This is a genomic window from Bacteroidota bacterium (assembly GCA_016721765.1).
Taxonomy (GTDB): Bacteria; Bacteroidota; Bacteroidia; order UBA4408; family UBA4408; genus UBA4408.
Window position 1 is genome coordinate 1,551,819 of record JADKHO010000001.1, and the last position, 17,775, is coordinate 1,569,593.

A 17,775-nucleotide genomic window follows, 5' to 3' on the forward strand; every position below is an offset into this window, starting at 1 on the left:
CTTAGCAATTAATATATTTGTACTTCATCTGCGTTAAATGAAGATTTTTAATCCTGCTTTCTTTTTTAAACTTTTAGCCACTGCGGTAGTGTTGATATGCCTTCCGGTTTTCTCGAAAGAGCCGGTACAGGGCAGCGCACAAATTTTAGAAAAAATGTTTGAAGCCATTCAAGGAGTAAAAAATGTGCGTTACACTTTGCTAATTGCCGAACGCGTGAAAGGTGAAACACATAATGCAGTTTCCGAAATAAAGCTAAATACTTCGCCCCGAAAGCTGTACTTAAAAAATCCCAAAAAGGGAACCGAAATATTGTGGGTGCAAGGCGAAAATAAAGGGGAGTGCTGGGTGTATCCGAACGGCTTTCCTTATGCCACCTTAAGTTTGAGTCCAATGGGCGATATTATGCGCAAAAACCAACACCATACCATACACGATTTGGGATTTGGGTACATTGCTAAAACTACCCGCAGTTCTATTTTTAAAGCAGGTGTTCCGCTCGAAAAAATATTTACATACATAGGTGATATCAATTGGGACAATACCGAATGTTACAAACTGTTCGCAAGTTATCCCGATTTTAAATACATCAATTACAAAGTGGAGAAAGGCGAAACCATTGCCAGTATTGCTGCCGAATTTAACTGTGGCGAATACCGGATATTAGAAAAAAATGCCTGGATATCGGATTATACGACCAACATCGAAGGCAAGCAGATTTTGATTCCGAACAATTATTCCAACAAAACAATTTTATATATCAATAAGAAAAGCAACCTACCGGTTTTTTTAAAAGTGTATGACGACCTCGGTTTTTATGAGGGCTATGAATACCATAACTTAATTGTAAATGGCGGTTTTGACGCCGATGAGTTTTCCAAAGACTACAAGGGCTATAAATTCTAGTACATGGCTCATTCACTGCTTCACGCCATTGCCTTAACCTTAATTCCCGGAATTGGAGATGTGGCAGCCAAAAAATTAATTGCCTATTGCGGCAGTCCTGAAGAAGTTTTTAAAGCAAAAAAGCCGCACTTGCTAAAAATCCCCGGTATGGGCGAATCTACAGCCAATGCATTGCTAAATCAATCCGCTCTTTCGCGTGCGGAAAAGGAATTGGAGTTTACAATGAAGCATAGTATTGAAGTGCTTTTTTATTTGGATGAAAGCTATCCTAAACGCTTAAAACATTGTAACGATAACCCAATTGTGCTTTACTTTAAAGGTAAGGCCAATTTGAATGCCGAAAAAATGATAAGCATTGTAGGCACACGAAATGCGACTGAATACGGCAAAAAAATAACTCAACATTTAGTGGAAGAATTGCGTGAACATCAGGCAACAATTGTAAGTGGCTTGGCTTACGGAATTGATATTTATGCGCATAAAGCCGCTTTGCAGCAAGGGCTTCCAACAGTGGCGGTATTAGCACACGGGTTAGATCGGATTTATCCACCTGCGCATAAAGTTACGGCCGAAAGAATGCTTGAACAGGGCGGAATCTTAACTGAATTTATGAGTGAAACCAATCCCGACCGAGAAAATTTCCCCAAGCGTAACCGCATTGTGGCAGGCATGTCGGATGCTGTGGTAGTGATAGAAGCAGCACTTTCGGGAGGTGCACTTATTACAGCCGATATTGCAAATACCTACAACCGCGATGTGTTTGCAGTACCCGGAAAATTGGGTGATGTTTATTCGGAAGGCTGTAACCGATTAATAAAAACAAATAAAGCTGCCCTCATCGAATCGGCAAAGGATATAGCGTATTTACTTAATTGGAACCGAGAAGCAGCTGCTGTTCAGGTGCAACGAAAATTGTTTGTAGAGTTAAACCCCGAAGAGGAAATTGTGGTGGAGGTAATGAAAGAAAAGGGCAATATTGCTATCGATGATTTAACCTTGCTTTCAGAATTTCCAATGAGTAAAGTGGCCGGAATTTTATTGAATCTGGAATTTAATGGAGTGGTTAAATCCTTGCCGGGAAAGGTGTATCAATTGAATTAACGCAGCACCGTTAATGTGCCTTTTATTTCGGGTTGGCCCAATAGTTTTAATGCAAAATAATATACTCCGTCATCCGCATTATCAGCTTTCCAATCATTTTGATACTGATTACTCGAATAGATTTGTTTCCCCATCTATCATACACCGCGAAAACAGTTGGACTTGCTAAATTCAAATTCACAATTTCAAAAACATCATTTTCTCCATCTCCATTGGGTGTAATTATATTCGGAATTTTAATGGATTTGATTACATGAATTATTTCGGAATAACTATCACTACATCCATTGGCATCTTTAACATGAAGCTCTATTTCAAAATAGCCGGAATCAGGAAAAACATATTGGGGGTTATTTTGCGTCGAAAAAATTGTTGTGTTCTTAATGCTCCAACTGTGCCCAATTAAATTGGAACTTCCGGCAGCAGAGTTATTTATAAATTGTACATTTTCATTTGCTTCCACTTCCAATGGACTAAACGAAAAATGCGCCTTCGGCAAGGGATATGCGGATATAAATAGGGAATCCTCATCTTGACAACCAATGCTATCCCTAATTTGCACGGAGTACGCACCGTTTAAAGCATAAATTGCCGGCAATTGCGAGCCATTGCTCCAGGCATAGTGAGCAAAAGAATTACTAACTTGCAAATAAACACTATCACTGTCACAAATGTATTGTTCACCCAAAATCTCGGCTTTTGGAATACTGGGTGCTACCGAATGTGGCAATGCATAACTTAAGCAGTTGTTGGAATCGTTAGCGGTTAACGAATAAGTTCCGCTTTGCGCATAAATTGCATTTGCAGCTACACCATTGCTCCACATTACTTGCGAAAAGCCGGGTTCAGCTTGCAACAAAATACTATCTCCTTCACAATAAAAATGCTTGCCACTTATTTGCGGAACATGCTCCGGAAACTGCTGAATTAACACACTGTTACTTTGGTAAACACAATTATGCACATCAGTAACTAGTGCCGAATAGTTTCCGGTTTGAACATAAGTGATGGAATCGACGGCACCATTGCTCCATAAATAATGTGGATACGTGTAATTCACAAAAAGTTTCACACTATCGCCTTTGCAATAATAATCATATCCGTAAATAGTTGGCCAATTCATTGGGAAGGAACTTAACACAAATCCATTTAAACTCGCAGTTTTACAATTGTTTGAATCAAGCACTTCAACGAAATAGATTCCCGGAGTTTGCATCGCACTCATTGTTGTATCGCCTGAGCTCCAACTATAGTGCACAAAACCAGGACTCGCACTGAGTAAGCTGCTGTCGTTATAACAACAAAATGTGTTGCCGCTAATGATTGGCTGCTGCACTGCATAATTCTGAACAGATACGGGGTTACTTTGTGTGACACAGGAATTACTATCCCTCACCAAAACAGTATAAACTCCTTGCGGAACATTAATGGAGATTGAGCTATCTCCTGTGGACCAGGAATAGGAGCTGAATCCGGCACTTGCTTGCAGGAGGGTGGAATCAGAAGGACATACCATTAAATTGCCTAAAATGCTAGGAGCACTCACCAAATAAGGTGCAATTTGAACAAGGGCACTGGAGCTTAAACATGCATTTGAATCAATTGCAGTAATGCTATAATTTCCAGCCTGAACATAAACAGATGGAAGGCTATCTCCAAAAGACCACATGTAATTTGTGAACCCTGCAGAGGCAGTTAATAAACTACTGTCACCAGGACAATAGCCCAAGCTACCGTTAATGAGTAAGGGTTGTATTGGAAAGGCTTCCACATGCAGGCTCAAACTTGGAACAGCACATTGATTGCTATCGATAATTGTTACAAAATAATCTCCGTTTTTTACATAGATAGAGCTTAGCGTATCGCTTGTATTCCAATAAAAATTGGATGCAGCGGGTGCAAAACTGAGTTCCACACTATCACCGGTGCAATAGTGCTGGAATCCATTTACAACAGGCACATTCACCGCATAAAATGGAACAGTAAGTAGTGGCGAATAATTTTTACAATTGTTTGAATCAAGGCCAATTAAAAAATAGTTTCCAATAGGAACAGTAATGCTGGTATCGATGCTACCGGTGCTCCACACATAGCTTAAAAATCCGGGATCAGCATGAAGCGTTATACTATCCTCAGGGCAAATTACTTTTATGCCCGAAATGCTTACGGGATAGCTTGGTAAACCTGGAATGTTAGTGCCGGCGCTTTTTACCTTGCAACCGTTCGAATCAGTAGTTTGAACTTGCACAAATCCCGGCTGCAGGAAGGCTGCTTGCGTGGTATCGCCATTGCTCCACAAATAGTGTGGATAATTGCCGATTACCTGAAAGAGTGTACTGTCGGCTTTGCAAATAACAGTAGTATCATTACCCGAAATAATGGGAATGGTGGTTTGATAAGCACCAATGCTTACTGTATCGGAACTGATATAACAATTGCCTCTTTTTCCAATTACATAATAATCGCCGGGAGGAGCATTTATGGAAGCAGTTGTAAAATTATTTGACCATTTGTATTTGTCGAATCCCGAAGTTGCCGTGAGTAATGCGGTGGTATTTGGGCAAATATTTTGAACAGCTCCCATCACCGAAATGGAATCATAAAAGGGGTTTATTTTTAGGTTTATTTTTAATTGGATAAATGCGGGTGGACTACCATTGTCGGTGGCAGTAAAAACAATATTTTGAATGCCCACGTTGGAAAAATTTCCAATGTATTTTGCTTTAATCGTATTTACAGCTCCGGCAGAATTTTCAGTAACAGTTAATCCGGAAGGATTGCTTGCCACGATATTGCAGGAAGTAATTTGATCAAACTCTGGAGATAAAAAGGATAAATCTAAGTTGATGGTATCGCCCACGCAGGAATAGAGCGTATCGCAATAATTAAAATTATTTACAATCGGTTCAATGTTGTCGGAAGCGCATACACTAAATTCAAATACTCTTCCATTCAACCAAGAAATACCATCCCAGGAGCCATAAGGACCGTCATAAAAACTACCGGGTTGTGCAAACCTGCCAAACTGAATAAATTTAATGGAATCCCCAAAGTTTGCACCAATAGTTGCTGCAGGGTCTGTGAAACCTCCAATTCCACCAATATCACCGGTCGACCACTCCATTTCATCGTAGCGAAAGGAAACATTTTTACCGGGTCGAAGCAGGGTATCCATCCCATCGGTGATGATAAGTTGAAAGGTGTTTTTTTTATCGGCATGTGATGCATAATAGCCCACATGGTCCCACGTAACAATCAGGTGTGTAGGAGTAATTTTGTAATACACTAAGCCGCTTTGCAAATTCCGTGTATCCACATCTGCCCAAAAGGGCGCAATCATTTTGTAATAATTGGTAGGAAATGAATCCGGAATAAAAGTAGCTGTTGGATAGTCGAAGGAGATACTTCCATTGTTATTAATAAATACCGAATCGTAATCTTGTCCATAAAAGCAAAAATTAAAAGGAAGCGGAATAGCCTGTGTGGATTTATCGTCATTGCGATATTGCGGGGCATGCACAAAAGAGGAAGTATCAAATGGAACAATTAAAAAACTGGAGTCAACAGCAATGAGTTCCTTACAAGACCTGAAAAAATCGGTGGTGGAATCCAGCTTTGCTTCTGTATCAGTTGGATGAGTTTCAAACAGATGCTGTTGCCGAAAGAGAGCTATTTTAGCTTGTTTGGCTTGTTCATATTCCGGACTATCTGCATCTAATTTTTGTTGGGAAAATAGTGTGGATGGAAAACAAAGTTGCCACAAGGTGAAAAGGAAAAAAAAATGGTGCAACCTCTTTTTCATTCTTCATTAAAATGAATTTCACACTAAGGTAGGAATTTTTTATTAGATGCTTCTTACCGAAGCACTTGTAAGCGATATGCATCCATTTTTATAAATATAAAAAGGAGCACAGTAAACGACCACAAGGAGGAACCACCATAGCTAAAAAAAGGCAAGGGAATGCCAATTACCGGAGCCAATCCGATAGTCATTCCAACATTAACCAATACGTGAAAAAACAGAATTGAGGCTACTCCATATCCATAAATCCGGGTGTAGGGGGAGCGTTGCCGTTCAGCAATAAAAATAATGCGTAAGAGTAGTACGATGAATAGGGTGATAACTACAAATGTTCCAATAAATCCCCATTCTTCGCCGACTGTACAAAAAATAAAATCGGTGCTTTGTTCCGGAACAAAATCATATTTTGTTTGAGTCCCTTGTAAATATCCTTTTCCGGTAAACCCACCAGAGCCAATAGCAATGAGCGATTGATTCACATTGTAGCCGGCTTTTTTCTTGTCGGTCTCTTTTCCAAGAAAAACATTGATGCGTTTTTTTTGATGTGGTTCCAAATGGTTGAATGCATAATCCACACTATAGATTGTTGCCGATGCAAAAATTAAGGAACCCATGATGATGAGCAGGTTAGAGCGATTTCGGCGAACGACAAGAATTAATAATAAAGCAACTCCGGCTATAATTCCAATTAAAATAAACTTATTTATGAGTAACGCCAATACAAAGAGAATGGCTGCAGCAGAGCCCAGCAACAAGATATTGCCCGACAATCCTTCGCGATAAAGCACCAAAATAAAGGCAAAGAAAACAAGTGCACAACCGGTTTCATTTTCTACAAGTATGAGTAATATTGGAAGTATAATTAAGGCCGCCGAAATAACTTTCGTGCGTGCATCAGTCATTTTAATGTTGATGTTGCTAAGGAATTTAGCAAGTGCCATATTGGTAGCAAATTTGGCAAACTCTGCCGGTTGAATGCCGAATTCTCCCAAGCGAAACCAAGACTTACTTCCTGAAATTTCTTTACCAATAAACAAGACAAGAATTAATGAAATAATACTTATTCCATAAATGGGATAGGAGAAGGCAGCATAAAAATTTCCGTCCAAAATCAGGATAATAATAGCAAGTAAAAGCGCAGTTGCAATCCAAATTAATTGCTTTCCATATTTTTGAGTAAAGTCTACGATGCTTTGATGTTCTTCATTGTAAACGGATGCGTAAATATTTAACCATCCCATCAACACCATAATTAAATAAAGTGTAACCAAAATGGGATCTAAGTTTTTAAATATGCCGCCTTGTTCTCTCATTATTTTTTGGGCATTATAATTTTACCTTCTAACATTCTTTTCTCTAACGCACGGCGCGCCGGAGTAGCAATCGAATCGTTTAAATATTTTTCAATCATTAAGGAAGCAATTGGAGCAGCCCAGCTGGCACCCCAACCACCATTTTCGACCATTATTCCAATTGCAATTTTTGGGTTTTCACGTGGTGCAAATGCAACAAAGAGTGAGTGATCTTTGCCGTGGGGATTTTGCGCGGTTCCGGTTTTTCCACAAATGGTAATTCCTTTTATTTTTGAACCTGCAGCTGTTCCCTGTTCTACCACATCCTGCATACCATCAATCATCACATCGTAATAGTGGGGATCAATATCCGTATACTGTTTTTCCTTGAATTTACTCTGGTGTAAATCTTCTTTTCCAACTTTTTTTATGATGTGTGGGGTATAGTAAAATCCTCTATTGGCAATGATGCACATGGTATTGGCCATTTGCAAAGGAGTAATTCCTAGTTCACCCTGGCCGATTGAAAGCGATACCACCGTAGAGGAACGCCACCGCCCTTTTCCAAAGTATTTATCGTAATATTTAACCGAAGGAACCATCCCTTTTAATTCTTGCGGTAAATCACTGTACAAGCGTTTTCCAATCCCAAAAGTGAGCACATGATTTCTCCAAGCTTCATAGCCTTCTTCGGTAGTTTTATATTTTTTATTGTCGATAATACTTCTAAAAACATAGCAATGGTAGGTATTACACGAATGTTGCACTGCTGCGCGCAATTGAATACTTCCATGACGCGCATCGCATTTAACGGTTTGACTTCCCATGTGGTATCCGCCGTCGCAATAATAACTCGTAGTTGGAATCAGCACTCCTTCCTGCTGCGCAATTAAGTCGTTAATAAGTTTAAAGGTTGAACCGGGTGGATAATAGGCCATCAAGGCACGATTAAACAAAGGTAATCCCTCGGCCTGGAGCAGCATGCCATAGTTTTTTGAACGTTCCCTGCCCACCAATAAATTGGGATCATAAGAAGGAGCACTTACCACTGCTAGTACTTCTCCGGTAGAAGGCTCGATAGCAACAATACCTCCGGTTTTTCCTTGCATCAATTGCTCACCGTAGCGTTGCAATTTTGCACTGAGTGCTGTAATTAAATTCGCGCCGGTAATGGCAAGCGTATCGTATTCTCCGTTATTAAACTTTCCTTTGGGTCGATTAAATACATCCACCATCATTACCGATAATCCTTTCTTACCCCGCAATTCTTTTTCGTACGATTTTTCTACACCGCTAATGCCAATATAATCGCCTGATCGATAGTACGGATTTTCTTGTGTTAACTTGTCGTTAACCTCGCCAACGTAGCCAAGTGTATGTGCTGCAATTAAGCCCGGGTATTTACGAAGGGTGCGCGATTGCACATAAAATCCATGAAAGGAATACAGTTTCTCTTGAAGCGTGGCATAGGTCTCGGCCGAAAGTTGTTTCTCGAAAATTGATTCTTTGTAGGGAGAATAATTCCGCGCCACTTTCATTTTTTTAATAAATACTTCTTTGGTAATTCCCAGCGTATTGCAAAAATTTAGTGTATCCAAATCTTTTACCTGTCGCGGTGTAACCATTAAATCATAAGCCGCTTCATTGTATACCAGCAATTCGCCATCACGGTCATACACCAATCCCCGCGCCGGATATTGAGTTACATAGCGCAAAACATTGTTGTTTGCGGATAAGCGGTATTCATCATTCAACACCTGAATATAAAAAAGACGTAAAAGAAAAATGATGCCGATTGAAATAAAGATAGCAGCGATAACAAACTTACGATCGGAAAAACGATTCATTTTCTATCCCTCGGTTTGTAAATCAAAAACTGGCTGAGCATCACTAATATCATAGTGAAAAGAATACTCAACACAATGCGTAAAAGGGTAGAGAAAAATTCACTAAAACGAAATACTTCAATATAAAAAAACACCAAGTGGTGAATCGAAACTAAAATGGTTGAATAGGAGAGATACCAGGCTGGGCCCATGTACCGCAAGGTAGGTTCAGTACCAAATTCATAACCCTCGCGTGGAGCAAAAATTTTGAGTACTGAGCTTCTTACAAATGCCATAGCAACTGTTGCTGCTGCATGCGTGCCGGCAGTATTCATAAATGTATCCACACTCAATCCCATTAAAAACCCGCCCGACAGTACAACCCACGATGGGGTGTCAAAAGGCATCATCAGTATAAAAAGCACATACAGGTAAGGATTGATATAGCCGCTAAACTGAATGTTGTTGAGCACCAACACTTGAAGCAGTAGCAAAAAAATAAAACGGAAGAGTTGTTTTATAATCTCATTTATCATTTTGTGTTTCCTGCTCTAGTTTATTTTGTTCTTCCTTCATTAAATTTTTAACCACAAATACGTGCGCCACATTTTTAAAGTTTGTGCTAAAGCGAACAGAAATAGTGTAAAAATTATCACCCGGTTTTATTTCATAGCTTTCTATAAATCCAATCATAATATTCTCCGGGAATATCGCAGAAAAAGCATTTGTAACAATGGTATCACCTTTTAAAATCTTTACGTGTGTAGGAATATCGGTAAGGGTTCCTAATTTATAATCACCGACTTCCCAACTCAGTGATCCGAAATAATTATTCTTTTTGATTTTTGCGCTGATCTTTGCATCCTTGTTCAAAACGGATAACACAGAGGTAAAATTTTCGGATACTGCTTTGGTGATACCTACAATTCCATTGCTCGAAATTACTGCCATTTCGGGCTTTATTCCTCGATTGCTTCCAATGTTTAAGGTGAGGTAATTGTTGCGTTTATTTACGGAATTATTTACTACACGCGCATTCACAAAAATATATTGTTGTTTAAGGAGTGTATCGTTAACAGTGGTTTCGGTTGTTTTAGTTCTTACAAAGGCCGCTTTACTTGCAGTGTGCAAAATGGCATTTTCGCGCGCCAACATCTCATTGGTTTCCTTTAAATTGAAGTATTCACGGGTACTGTTAACAGTGGTGAATACATTGCCTGCAATGCTATTGGAGGAACTAATAAACTGCGCTTTTTGATAAAAGCTATTTTGAAAAATTAAATAAAAGCAAATGGATTCGAGAATGAGAAACAGAAAAAAAGAAGAATATTTCCAAATAAAGCGGATAAGGTTCAGCATTCAATTTTTCTGCTTTTGTGCGATGATATTTTTGCTTTTTATCGGATAAGAAACTGGAATTTTCCTACATTTTTCAATGCGATACCTGTTCCCCTTGCTACTGCTCTTAATGGGTCATCGGCAATGTGAACCGGCAATTTTGTTTTAAGCGAAATACGTTTATCTAAGCCACGCAACATCGACCCACCGCCTGCAAGATAAATTCCGGTACGATAAATATCGGCAGATAGCTCAGGGGGTGTCATCTCCAAAGCATTCAAGATGGCTTCCTCTACCTTCGAAATGGATTTGTCAAGTGCATGCGCAATCTCCACATAGGAAACGCTAATTTCTTTAGGTATTCCGGTCATTAAATCTCTTCCGTGCACTGCATAATCCGGTGGTGGATTATCAATATCTGTGGTCGCCGCACCTACTTCAATTTTCACACGCTCAGCGCTTCTTTCTCCAATTAGGATGTTGTGCTGGCGGCGCATGTATTCTTCAATGTTTGCAGTAAAATCATCACCCGCAATGCGTATCGATTTATCGCATACAATCCCACCCAAGGCTATAACCGCAATTTCGCTTGTTCCACCACCAATGTCAATAATCATATTGCCCATCGGTTCTTCCACATCAATCCCAATTCCAATGGCTGCTGCCATTGGCTCGTGTATCAAGTAAACTTCTTTACCCCCGGCATGTTCAGCACTGTCGCGTACCGCACGTTTCTCCACCTCTGTAATTCCGGAAGGAATACAAATTACCATTTTTAGCGATGGTGTAAACAAACGTTTACCTGGATTTATCATTTTAATCATTCCTCGAATCATGTGCTCTGCCGCATCAAAATCCGCAATAACCCCATCTTTCAAGGGGCGAATGGTTTTTATATTTTCGTGTGTTTTTCCATGCATTTGCATGGCTTTTTTTCCAACAGCAATCACCCTGCCTGTGGTTCGATCAATGGCAACAATACTTGGCTCATCCACCACCACTTTGTCGTTGTGAATAATCAAGGTGTTTGCCGTCCCCAAGTCGATGGCTATTTCCTGGGTTAGAAAATCAAATAAGCCCATATTTTTATGGATTAACTGTTTGTAATTTTAGTGTTTCAGCTCTCAAAACTGTAACAAAACTAAGTGAATAAAATGGCTTTAACAGCACAACTCAAAATTATTTATCAGAATGGGGTTGTTAATTAAGCTCTTAAGTTTTGAACGGTTCAAATTTGGCTTTCGTTTTGATTTTATTTTGAATGAGCAAAATAGTCGTCTGAATGATCAACTATCCAATTCCATATAGGTTTTGAAACTTTCATCCACCATTTTTTCTTTCGAAAAATGCTGCACAAAATGAAATGCATTTTCGACCATTCTTTTTTTCTCGATGGGGTGGGCAAGAAGGTACTCAATATTGGCTGCAAGTTGTGTTGCCTGTTGTATGGGCGATAAAAGTCCGGTTTCAAGATGAGACACAATTTCGGGAATACCACCGGCTTGTGTTGCTACCACTGCAACTTTACATGCATAAGCATCTAAAATGGAAGAGCCTAACCCTTCTGTTTTTGAAGTAAAAAGCAAGATGTCGAACTCCGGTAAAATTTGGGGAACATCATTTCGGAATCCGGTAAAAAGAATTTTGTGCCCTAATTTTTTAGCATGCACATACTGCTCAATTTCTTTTCTATCCGGACCATCTCCAACAATGAAAAAAGTGGCTGCTATATTTTTTGAAAGCACTATTTCTGCAACATCCACAAAAGTGAAATAATCTTTGTGTGACGCAATAGCTGCTATGTTTCCAATAATCAGCTCTCCTGCTGGAATGGAATACTCATTCCGCAGTAATCCTATTGATTTATGTTGGAAGCGAGACAAATCAATTCCATCGTATATGGTGCAAAGTACTTTTTTGTTGTGAATTTCAGGAGCAAGGATTTCAGCAATTTTAGCCGAAACACAAATGATTTTTTTATTGCGGGATGATTGTATTTATAGCGCGAAAAGAAATTATTTTTAATTGGAAAATCTACCTTTCTGCTGAGTACAATTTGTACCTTATTGCCAAACAATGCACAGGATAGAACTGCAAGGGTATGTGCATGCGCATCGTGTGCATGTATGATACCAATGTTTAATCGACGGCATTTTTGAGCAATATCAAAAATCAAAAAGGGATTAAAAGCCGATGCGCGTGCATGTGTAATGCATGCTATTTCTTGCTTTTGGCAATACTTCTCAATTTCGGAATGCCTAAAGCAGTATACGTATTGTGAAAGATTTTTATGGCGCAGCCCGTCAATAAGATAAGCCAACTGCTGCTCCCCACCTCTCCAGGATAATGCTGTGCTAATGTGTAAAAGCTGCATAGTTAGGAGGCTTTTTCGAGTGCTTTTAATTTGGAATACTTAAGGTAGGTAGCAAAGGCCGATATTTTGCATACCATAAAGCCATAATATCCGTCCAAAAATCCTAAGCGAACAAAAAAGGCACTCAGGAATTTGGCAATAGGATTAAGGTATATGGCTATCCAACTAGCTCTTTTTCCTTCTTTGTAAAGCGCTTTGCTCATGATGTCGGTAAAATAATTTACTTGCCTGTAGTGCTCTTCAATGCTGTAAAAACTAAAATGGGGCAAGAAGGTACTCAATATTGGCTGCAAGTTGTGTTGCCTGTTGTATGGGCGATAAAAGTCCGGTTTCAAGATGAGACACAATTTCGGGAATACCACCGGCTTGTGTTGCTACCACTGCAACTTTACATGCATAAGCATCTAAAATGGAAGAGCCTAACCCTTCTGTTTTTGAAGTAAAAGCAAGATGTCGAACTCCGGTAAAATTTGGGGAACATCATTTCGGAATCCGGTAAAAAGAATTTTGTGCCCTAATTTTTTAGCATGCACATACTGCTCAATTTCTTTTCTATCCGGACCATCTCCAACAATGAAAAAAGTGGCTGCTATATTTTTTGAAAGCACTATTTCTGCAACATCCACAAAAGTGAAATAATCCTTGTGTGCCGCAATAGCTGCTATGTTTCCAATAATCAGCTCTCCTGCTGGAATGGAATACTCATTCCGCAGTAATCCTATTGATTTATGTTGGAAGCGAGACAAATCAATTCCATCGTATATGGTGCAAAATACTTTTTTGTTGTGAATTTCAGGAGCAAGGATTTCAGCAATTTTAGCCGAAACACAAATGATTTTTTTTATTGCGGGATGATTGTATTTATAGCGCGAAAAGAAATTATTTTAATTGGAAAATCTACCTTTCTGCTGAGTACAATTTGTACCTTATTGCCAAACAATGCACAGGATAGAACTGCAAGGGTATGTGCATGCGCATCGTGTGCATGTATGATACCAATGTTTAATCGACGGCATTTTTGAGCAATATCAAAAATCAAAAGGGATTAAAGCCGATGCGCGTGCATGTGTAATGCATGCTATTTCTTGCTTTTGGCAATACTTCTCAATTTCGGAATGCCTAAAGCAGTATACGTATTGTGAAAGATTTTTATGGCGCAGCCCGTCAATAAGATAAGCCAACTGCTGCTCCCCACCTCTCCAGGATAATGCTGTGCTAATGTGTAAAAGCTGCATAGTTAGGAGGCTTTTTCGAGTGCTTTTAATTTGGAATACTTAAGGTAGGTAGCAAAGGCCGATATTTTGCATACCATAAAGCCATAATATCCGTCCAAAAATCCTAAGCGAACAAAAAAGGCACTCAGGAATTTGGCAATAGGATTAAGGTATATGGCTATCCAACTAGCTCTTTTTCCTTCTTTGTAAAGCGCTTTGCTCATGATGTCGGTAAAATAATTTACTTGCTTGTAGTGCTCTTCAATGCTGTAAAAACTAAAATGCAAAATATCCCCTTTTAAATGACCTGTTTTGGCGTTGGCAGCTATTAATTCGTATTTATCGTGAGGATTTGTGCCGCCCCACTTTCCTTTACGGCTGTCCCATAAGCGCAGTTTTGTATCGGGATACCAGCCCGAATGATGAATAAATTTACCACAATAATTTGTAAGTCGATTCATGGTATATCCATCAAACTCCCACCTATTCTTGGCTACAAGTATTGATTTTTTTAAAGTTTCATCCAACGCCTCATCTGCATCCAAGGATAAAACATGTGGGTATTTTGCTTGCGTGATAGCCCAATTTTTTTGCTCAATGTGGCCTTCAAAAGAATGTTGCACAAATCGAACATCATATTGCTTACAAATAGTTTCGGTTTTATCTGTCGAAAAGGAATCCACAACTACTATATCGTCGGCTATTTCTTTCACAGAAGCCAAGCAACGAGCAAGGTTGCGCTCTTCGTTAAAAGTAATTATTACAACCGAAAGTGGAGTCATGCAAAAAAATTGATTTTAGTATGCGTCGCAAAAATACCAATTTACATGAGTTACTTTTCATCCCTAATTTCTGAATTCCTTTTACAGAAAGCAAAATCGTTCAGGAAATCCGTTTATATTTGCTTTCCGCAGCATGGATACAACAAAAGAATTAGTAGAAAAATTACATAGGGGAGATGTACGTGCATTGGCACGCTGCATCACGGTTGTGGAAAATGATTTGCCCGGATTTGAAGAACTTTTAGCGGACTTAACGATTTCAAAAAAGACGCCAATACTGGGTTTCACAGGTCCTCCCGGAGCTGGGAAAAGCACGCTTATAAATGCGCTCGTAGCTCACTTGAGTGCTCAAAATTTAAAAATCGGAATTGTTGCCATCGATCCCACCTCTCCATTCAATTTTGGCTCACTGTTGGGCGATAGGGTGCGCATGGCAGATCATTTTTTAAATGAAAAGATATTCATCCGTTCTTTGGCAACGAGAGGTTCACTTGGAGGATTAACCGCAAAGATTATTGAAATAACGGATGTTATGAAAGCCTTTGGATTCGACTATATTTTTGTTGAAACAGTAGGTGTGGGGCAATCAGAAGTAGAAATCGTGGGATTGGCTGATACAACAGTGCTTGTGCTTGTGCCTGAAGCCGGCGATGAGGTGCAAAGTTTAAAATCAGGCATCATGGAAATTGCTGATATTTTTGTGGTGAACAAATCGGATCGCCCCGGTTCGGAATTATTTTTAAAGAACCTCCATGAGCTTACACACAGTGCGGATGCCAGCAAATGGATTCCCAAGATTATAAAAGTTATTGCTACCGAAAAGGTAGGCGTGGATACTCTTTTTGAAGCAATTAAACTTCATATTGCTCAACTTAAAGATTCAACAAAATCGCTGCTCTACACCGAAAAAGCTTATCAAATCATTCAAAGCAGAAGAATGAAAGATTTAAATAAAATGCAGCTTGCAAAATTTATTGAAACAAAATTAGCTCAAACCGAGTTCAACCTCTATCGAATAGTGAACGAATTCGAAAAAACCATCCATACACCTGAATGAAAAAATTTTTCTTACTATTATTACTTAGCAGCGCCGATATATTTTGCTTTTCTCAAACCTATAACGGGGGCGGTGGCGCCATACCCGATGGCGGCCCGGAAGCTACTTTTACCATAAATGTAAATGGGCTTTCTCCAAGCAGTTTGGATTCAACTTTTGGTGTTGAAAGTGTTTGTATTAATGTGTATCACCATTATGTGAGCGACTTAAATATTCGCCTTGAAGCACCGGACGGCACCTTGGTTGATTTGTCGATTGGCAACGGTGGCAGTGGAAATAATTACACAAACACTTGTTTTTCCGGCAATGCAACAAATTCTATTGTGAATGGTAACCCACCCTACAGCTCCACTTATAAACCTCAAAGTCCATTGGGATTTGTAAATAATGGTCAAGCTTCAAATGGGCTTTGGAAATTGCGCATACTCGATACCTCTACTCCGGATGTCGGATATGTAATTAATTGGCGCATTGTTTTTGGCACCAATCCTGCCATCGCAACGCCTTTTACTTCATCTGATTTACCAATTGTTTTCATCAATACACATGGACAAACTATTTTGGATGAGCCAAAAATTACCGCCGATATGGGCATTATTTATAATGGTCCGGGTGTACGCAATTATGTTACCGATCCATACAACAATTACAACAATAAAATTGGAATAGAATTTCGTGGTTCCACTTCTCAAGGATTTCCGCAAAAGCCTTATGGCATTGAGACTCGTGATGCTTTTGGCGACCAATTAGATACTGCTTTACTGGGAATGCCCAAGGAACACGATTGGATTTTATATCCGCCTTACAACGATAAAAGCTTGGTCCGGAATGTGCTTACCTACGATTTATCAAGACGGATGGGGCATTATGCTGCAAGAACTAAATTCTGCGAATTGGTTGTAAATGGTAATTACCAAGGCATTTATGTGCTGATGGAAAAGTTGAAACGAGATGACCACCGGATAAATATTTCCAATCTAGATTCGAATGATATTTTCGGGGATGATTTAACAGGCGGCTATATAATTAAAATTGATAAACTTACCGGAAGTGGCGGCGCGGGATGGAATTCAAACTATTTAGCAGCAACACATCCCAATAATCAAAGTATTTATTATCAATATGAATATCCCGACCCAAGTGAAATTTTGGTTCAGCAGGAGGCTTATATACAGAGCTATGTCGATAGTTTTGAATATGCCTTAACCAATATTAGTTTAGCGGATTCGGTGAATGGGTACCGCCATTTTGCAGATGTAAATTCGTTTATCGATTTTTTTCTGCTCAATGAATTAAGCAAGAATGTGGATGGTTATCGTCTTAGTACCTATCTCTTTAAGAATAAGGATAGCAAAGGGGGTAAATTGAAAGCTGGCCCGGTGTGGGATTTTAATATTGCTTATAAAAATGCAAATTATTGTGGTGCGAATGTAACTTCAGGATGGGCTTATGATTTTGGTGCTGTATGTGGAACTGACCCTAATCAAATACCCTTTTGGTGGGAAAAATTTATGCAAGATCCCTATTTTACAAGCGAGTTAAAATGCCGATGGTTGGCGCTTCGTGCATCCTTGTTGAATACCTCTTTCTTGAATACTTATATCGATTCAATAGTAAGCTTAACAACAGAAGCACGTGTGCGGCATTATGATACCTGGCCAATATTAGGTGTATATGTATGGCCCAATCCAAACCCAATACCTAGCACTTATGCCGGCGAAATTACTGCATTAAAGAATTATTTAAATGCAAGAATTAACTGGTTGGATATTGCCATGCCGGGAGTCTGTGCACTAGCGCAGAAAGAAAGCGGGCAATCAAATGATGAATTTTCGGTATTTCCAAATCCGGTTTTAGATAAAATGACAATGCGCTTCTATGCGGCATCTACATCTCCCTTTCAACTAAGAATGTATTCAGCCCAAGGGCAATTGCTTCTTGAAGATGCGATGGAAGCGAAACGAATAGGCTATCAAAATGTGGAAATAAATCTATCGAATACGTCAATCGTGTCCGGCATTTATGAGCTTCGAATGGATTCAAAAGACAGTCACTTCAGTAAAAAAATCTGTATTCAAAAATAGC

17 protein-coding genes are annotated in these 17,775 nt (G+C 39.3%); 4 read left to right on the forward strand and 13 right to left on the reverse strand.

The window, feature by feature from the left end; translation table 11 throughout:
• The first annotated feature begins 37 nt into the window (after nucleotides 1-37).
• The gene (locus tag IPP32_05500) at nucleotides 38-904 is read left to right on the forward strand and encodes a DUF1571 domain-containing protein (protein ID MBL0047538.1); all 867 of its coding nucleotides are present in this window, start codon (nucleotides 38-40) and stop codon (nucleotides 902-904) included.
• 3 nt (nucleotides 905-907) lie between these two features.
• A complete protein-coding gene (gene dprA, locus IPP32_05505) occupies nucleotides 908-2,005 on the forward strand; it encodes a DNA-protecting protein DprA (GenBank protein MBL0047539.1) in 1,098 nt (365 codons plus the stop codon).
• 46 nt (nucleotides 2,006-2,051) lie between these two features.
• Here dprA and IPP32_05510 read toward each other — a convergent pair whose 3' ends face one another.
• The 13 genes from IPP32_05510 to IPP32_05570 all read right to left on the reverse strand — a co-directional run bounded on the left by IPP32_05510 (nucleotide 2,052) and on the right by IPP32_05570 (nucleotide 14,633).
• Nucleotides 2,052-5,807 carry a gliding motility-associated C-terminal domain-containing protein gene (locus IPP32_05510; protein ID MBL0047540.1) on the reverse strand — a complete coding sequence of 1,252 codons (3,756 nt, stop codon included), beginning with the start codon at nucleotides 5,805-5,807 and terminating at the stop codon, nucleotides 2,052-2,054.
• Nucleotides 5,808-5,860: 53 nt separating this feature from the next.
• Nucleotides 5,861-7,120 (reverse strand): rod shape-determining protein RodA, encoded by a 1,260-nt coding sequence (gene rodA / locus IPP32_05515; protein ID MBL0047541.1) that lies wholly within the window; start codon nucleotides 7,118-7,120, stop codon nucleotides 5,861-5,863.
• Entirely contained in the window at nucleotides 7,120-8,946 is a 1,827-nt protein-coding gene (mrdA, locus tag IPP32_05520; GenBank protein MBL0047542.1) for a penicillin-binding protein 2, read from the reverse strand. Before mrdA ends, rodA begins: the two co-directional genes overlap by 1 nt.
• Nucleotides 8,943-9,461 (reverse strand): rod shape-determining protein MreD, encoded by a 519-nt coding sequence (locus IPP32_05525; GenBank protein ID MBL0047543.1) that lies wholly within the window; start codon nucleotides 9,459-9,461, stop codon nucleotides 8,943-8,945. The genes mrdA and IPP32_05525 overlap by 4 nt, the downstream gene beginning before the upstream one ends.
• Entirely contained in the window at nucleotides 9,451-10,284 is an 834-nt protein-coding gene (mreC, locus tag IPP32_05530) for a rod shape-determining protein MreC (GenBank protein ID MBL0047544.1), read from the reverse strand. Before mreC ends, IPP32_05525 begins: the two co-directional genes overlap by 11 nt.
• A 38-nt stretch (nucleotides 10,285-10,322) precedes the next feature.
• Nucleotides 10,323-11,345 carry a rod shape-determining protein gene (locus tag IPP32_05535; GenBank protein ID MBL0047545.1) on the reverse strand — a complete coding sequence of 341 codons (1,023 nt, stop codon included), beginning with the start codon at nucleotides 11,343-11,345 and terminating at the stop codon, nucleotides 10,323-10,325.
• A gap of 204 nt (nucleotides 11,346-11,549) precedes the next feature.
• Nucleotides 11,550-12,146, reverse strand: a complete 597-nt coding sequence (locus tag IPP32_05540) for a glycosyltransferase family 4 protein (protein ID MBL0047546.1) — start codon at nucleotides 12,144-12,146, stop codon at nucleotides 11,550-11,552.
• On the reverse strand, nucleotides 12,119-12,637 hold the full coding sequence (locus IPP32_05545) for a hypothetical protein (protein ID MBL0047547.1): 519 nt from the start codon (nucleotides 12,635-12,637) through the stop codon (nucleotides 12,119-12,121). Before IPP32_05545 ends, IPP32_05540 begins: the two co-directional genes overlap by 28 nt.
• A gap of 2 nt (nucleotides 12,638-12,639) precedes the next feature.
• Nucleotides 12,640-12,840, reverse strand: coding sequence for a hypothetical protein (locus IPP32_05550; protein ID MBL0047548.1), 201 nt, complete (start codon nucleotides 12,838-12,840; stop codon nucleotides 12,640-12,642).
• Between the two features lie 52 nt (nucleotides 12,841-12,892).
• The gene (locus IPP32_05555) at nucleotides 12,893-13,048 is read right to left on the reverse strand and encodes a glycosyltransferase (protein ID MBL0047549.1); all 156 of its coding nucleotides are present in this window, start codon (nucleotides 13,046-13,048) and stop codon (nucleotides 12,893-12,895) included.
• Nucleotides 13,049-13,056: 8 nt separating this feature from the next.
• The gene (locus IPP32_05560) at nucleotides 13,057-13,383 is read right to left on the reverse strand and encodes a glycosyltransferase family 4 protein (protein ID MBL0047550.1); all 327 of its coding nucleotides are present in this window, start codon (nucleotides 13,381-13,383) and stop codon (nucleotides 13,057-13,059) included.
• Nucleotides 13,384-13,665: 282 nt separating this feature from the next.
• On the reverse strand, nucleotides 13,666-13,872 hold the full coding sequence (locus IPP32_05565; GenBank protein MBL0047551.1) for a hypothetical protein: 207 nt from the start codon (nucleotides 13,870-13,872) through the stop codon (nucleotides 13,666-13,668).
• Nucleotides 13,873-13,874: 2 nt separating this feature from the next.
• On the reverse strand, nucleotides 13,875-14,633 hold the full coding sequence (locus IPP32_05570; protein MBL0047552.1) for a glycosyltransferase family 2 protein: 759 nt from the start codon (nucleotides 14,631-14,633) through the stop codon (nucleotides 13,875-13,877).
• Between the two features lie 133 nt (nucleotides 14,634-14,766).
• Here IPP32_05570 and meaB point away from each other — a divergent pair, with 133 nt between their 5' ends.
• Nucleotides 14,767-15,690, forward strand: coding sequence for a methylmalonyl Co-A mutase-associated GTPase MeaB (meaB, locus tag IPP32_05575; protein ID MBL0047553.1), 924 nt, complete (start codon nucleotides 14,767-14,769; stop codon nucleotides 15,688-15,690).
• Nucleotides 15,687-17,774 (forward strand): CotH kinase family protein, encoded by a 2,088-nt coding sequence (locus IPP32_05580; protein ID MBL0047554.1) that lies wholly within the window; start codon nucleotides 15,687-15,689, stop codon nucleotides 17,772-17,774. The genes meaB and IPP32_05580 overlap by 4 nt, the downstream gene beginning before the upstream one ends.
• Nucleotide 17,775 lies beyond the last annotated feature (1 nt).

Coding starts and splice junctions, on each gene's coding strand:
- IPP32_05500 (MBL0047538.1), top strand. CDS start 38: ATGAAGATTTTTAATCCTGCTTTCTTTTTTAAACTTTTAGCCACTGCG.
- dprA (MBL0047539.1), top strand. CDS start 908: ATGGCTCATTCACTGCTTCACGCCATTGCCTTAACCTTAATTCCCGGA.
- IPP32_05510 (MBL0047540.1), bottom strand. CDS start 5,807: ATGAAAAAGAGGTTGCACCATTTTTTTTTCCTTTTCACCTTGTGGCAA.
- rodA (MBL0047541.1), bottom strand. CDS start 7,120: ATGAGAGAACAAGGCGGCATATTTAAAAACTTAGATCCCATTTTGGTT.
- mrdA (MBL0047542.1), bottom strand. CDS start 8,946: ATGAATCGTTTTTCCGATCGTAAGTTTGTTATCGCTGCTATCTTTATT.
- IPP32_05525 (MBL0047543.1), bottom strand. CDS start 9,461: ATGATAAATGAGATTATAAAACAACTCTTCCGTTTTATTTTTTTGCTA.
- mreC (MBL0047544.1), bottom strand. CDS start 10,284: ATGCTGAACCTTATCCGCTTTATTTGGAAATATTCTTCTTTTTTTCTG.
- IPP32_05535 (MBL0047545.1), bottom strand. CDS start 11,345: ATGGGCTTATTTGATTTTCTAACCCAGGAAATAGCCATCGACTTGGGG.
- IPP32_05545 (MBL0047547.1), bottom strand. CDS start 12,637: ATGCAGCTTTTACACATTAGCACAGCATTATCCTGGAGAGGTGGGGAG.
- IPP32_05550 (MBL0047548.1), bottom strand. CDS start 12,840: ATGAGCAAAGCGCTTTACAAAGAAGGAAAAAGAGCTAGTTGGATAGCC.
- IPP32_05565 (MBL0047551.1), bottom strand. CDS start 13,872: ATGCAGCTTTTACACATTAGCACAGCATTATCCTGGAGAGGTGGGGAG.
- IPP32_05570 (MBL0047552.1), bottom strand. CDS start 14,633: ATGACTCCACTTTCGGTTGTAATAATTACTTTTAACGAAGAGCGCAAC.
- meaB (MBL0047553.1), top strand. CDS start 14,767: ATGGATACAACAAAAGAATTAGTAGAAAAATTACATAGGGGAGATGTA.
- IPP32_05580 (MBL0047554.1), top strand. CDS start 15,687: ATGAAAAAATTTTTCTTACTATTATTACTTAGCAGCGCCGATATATTT.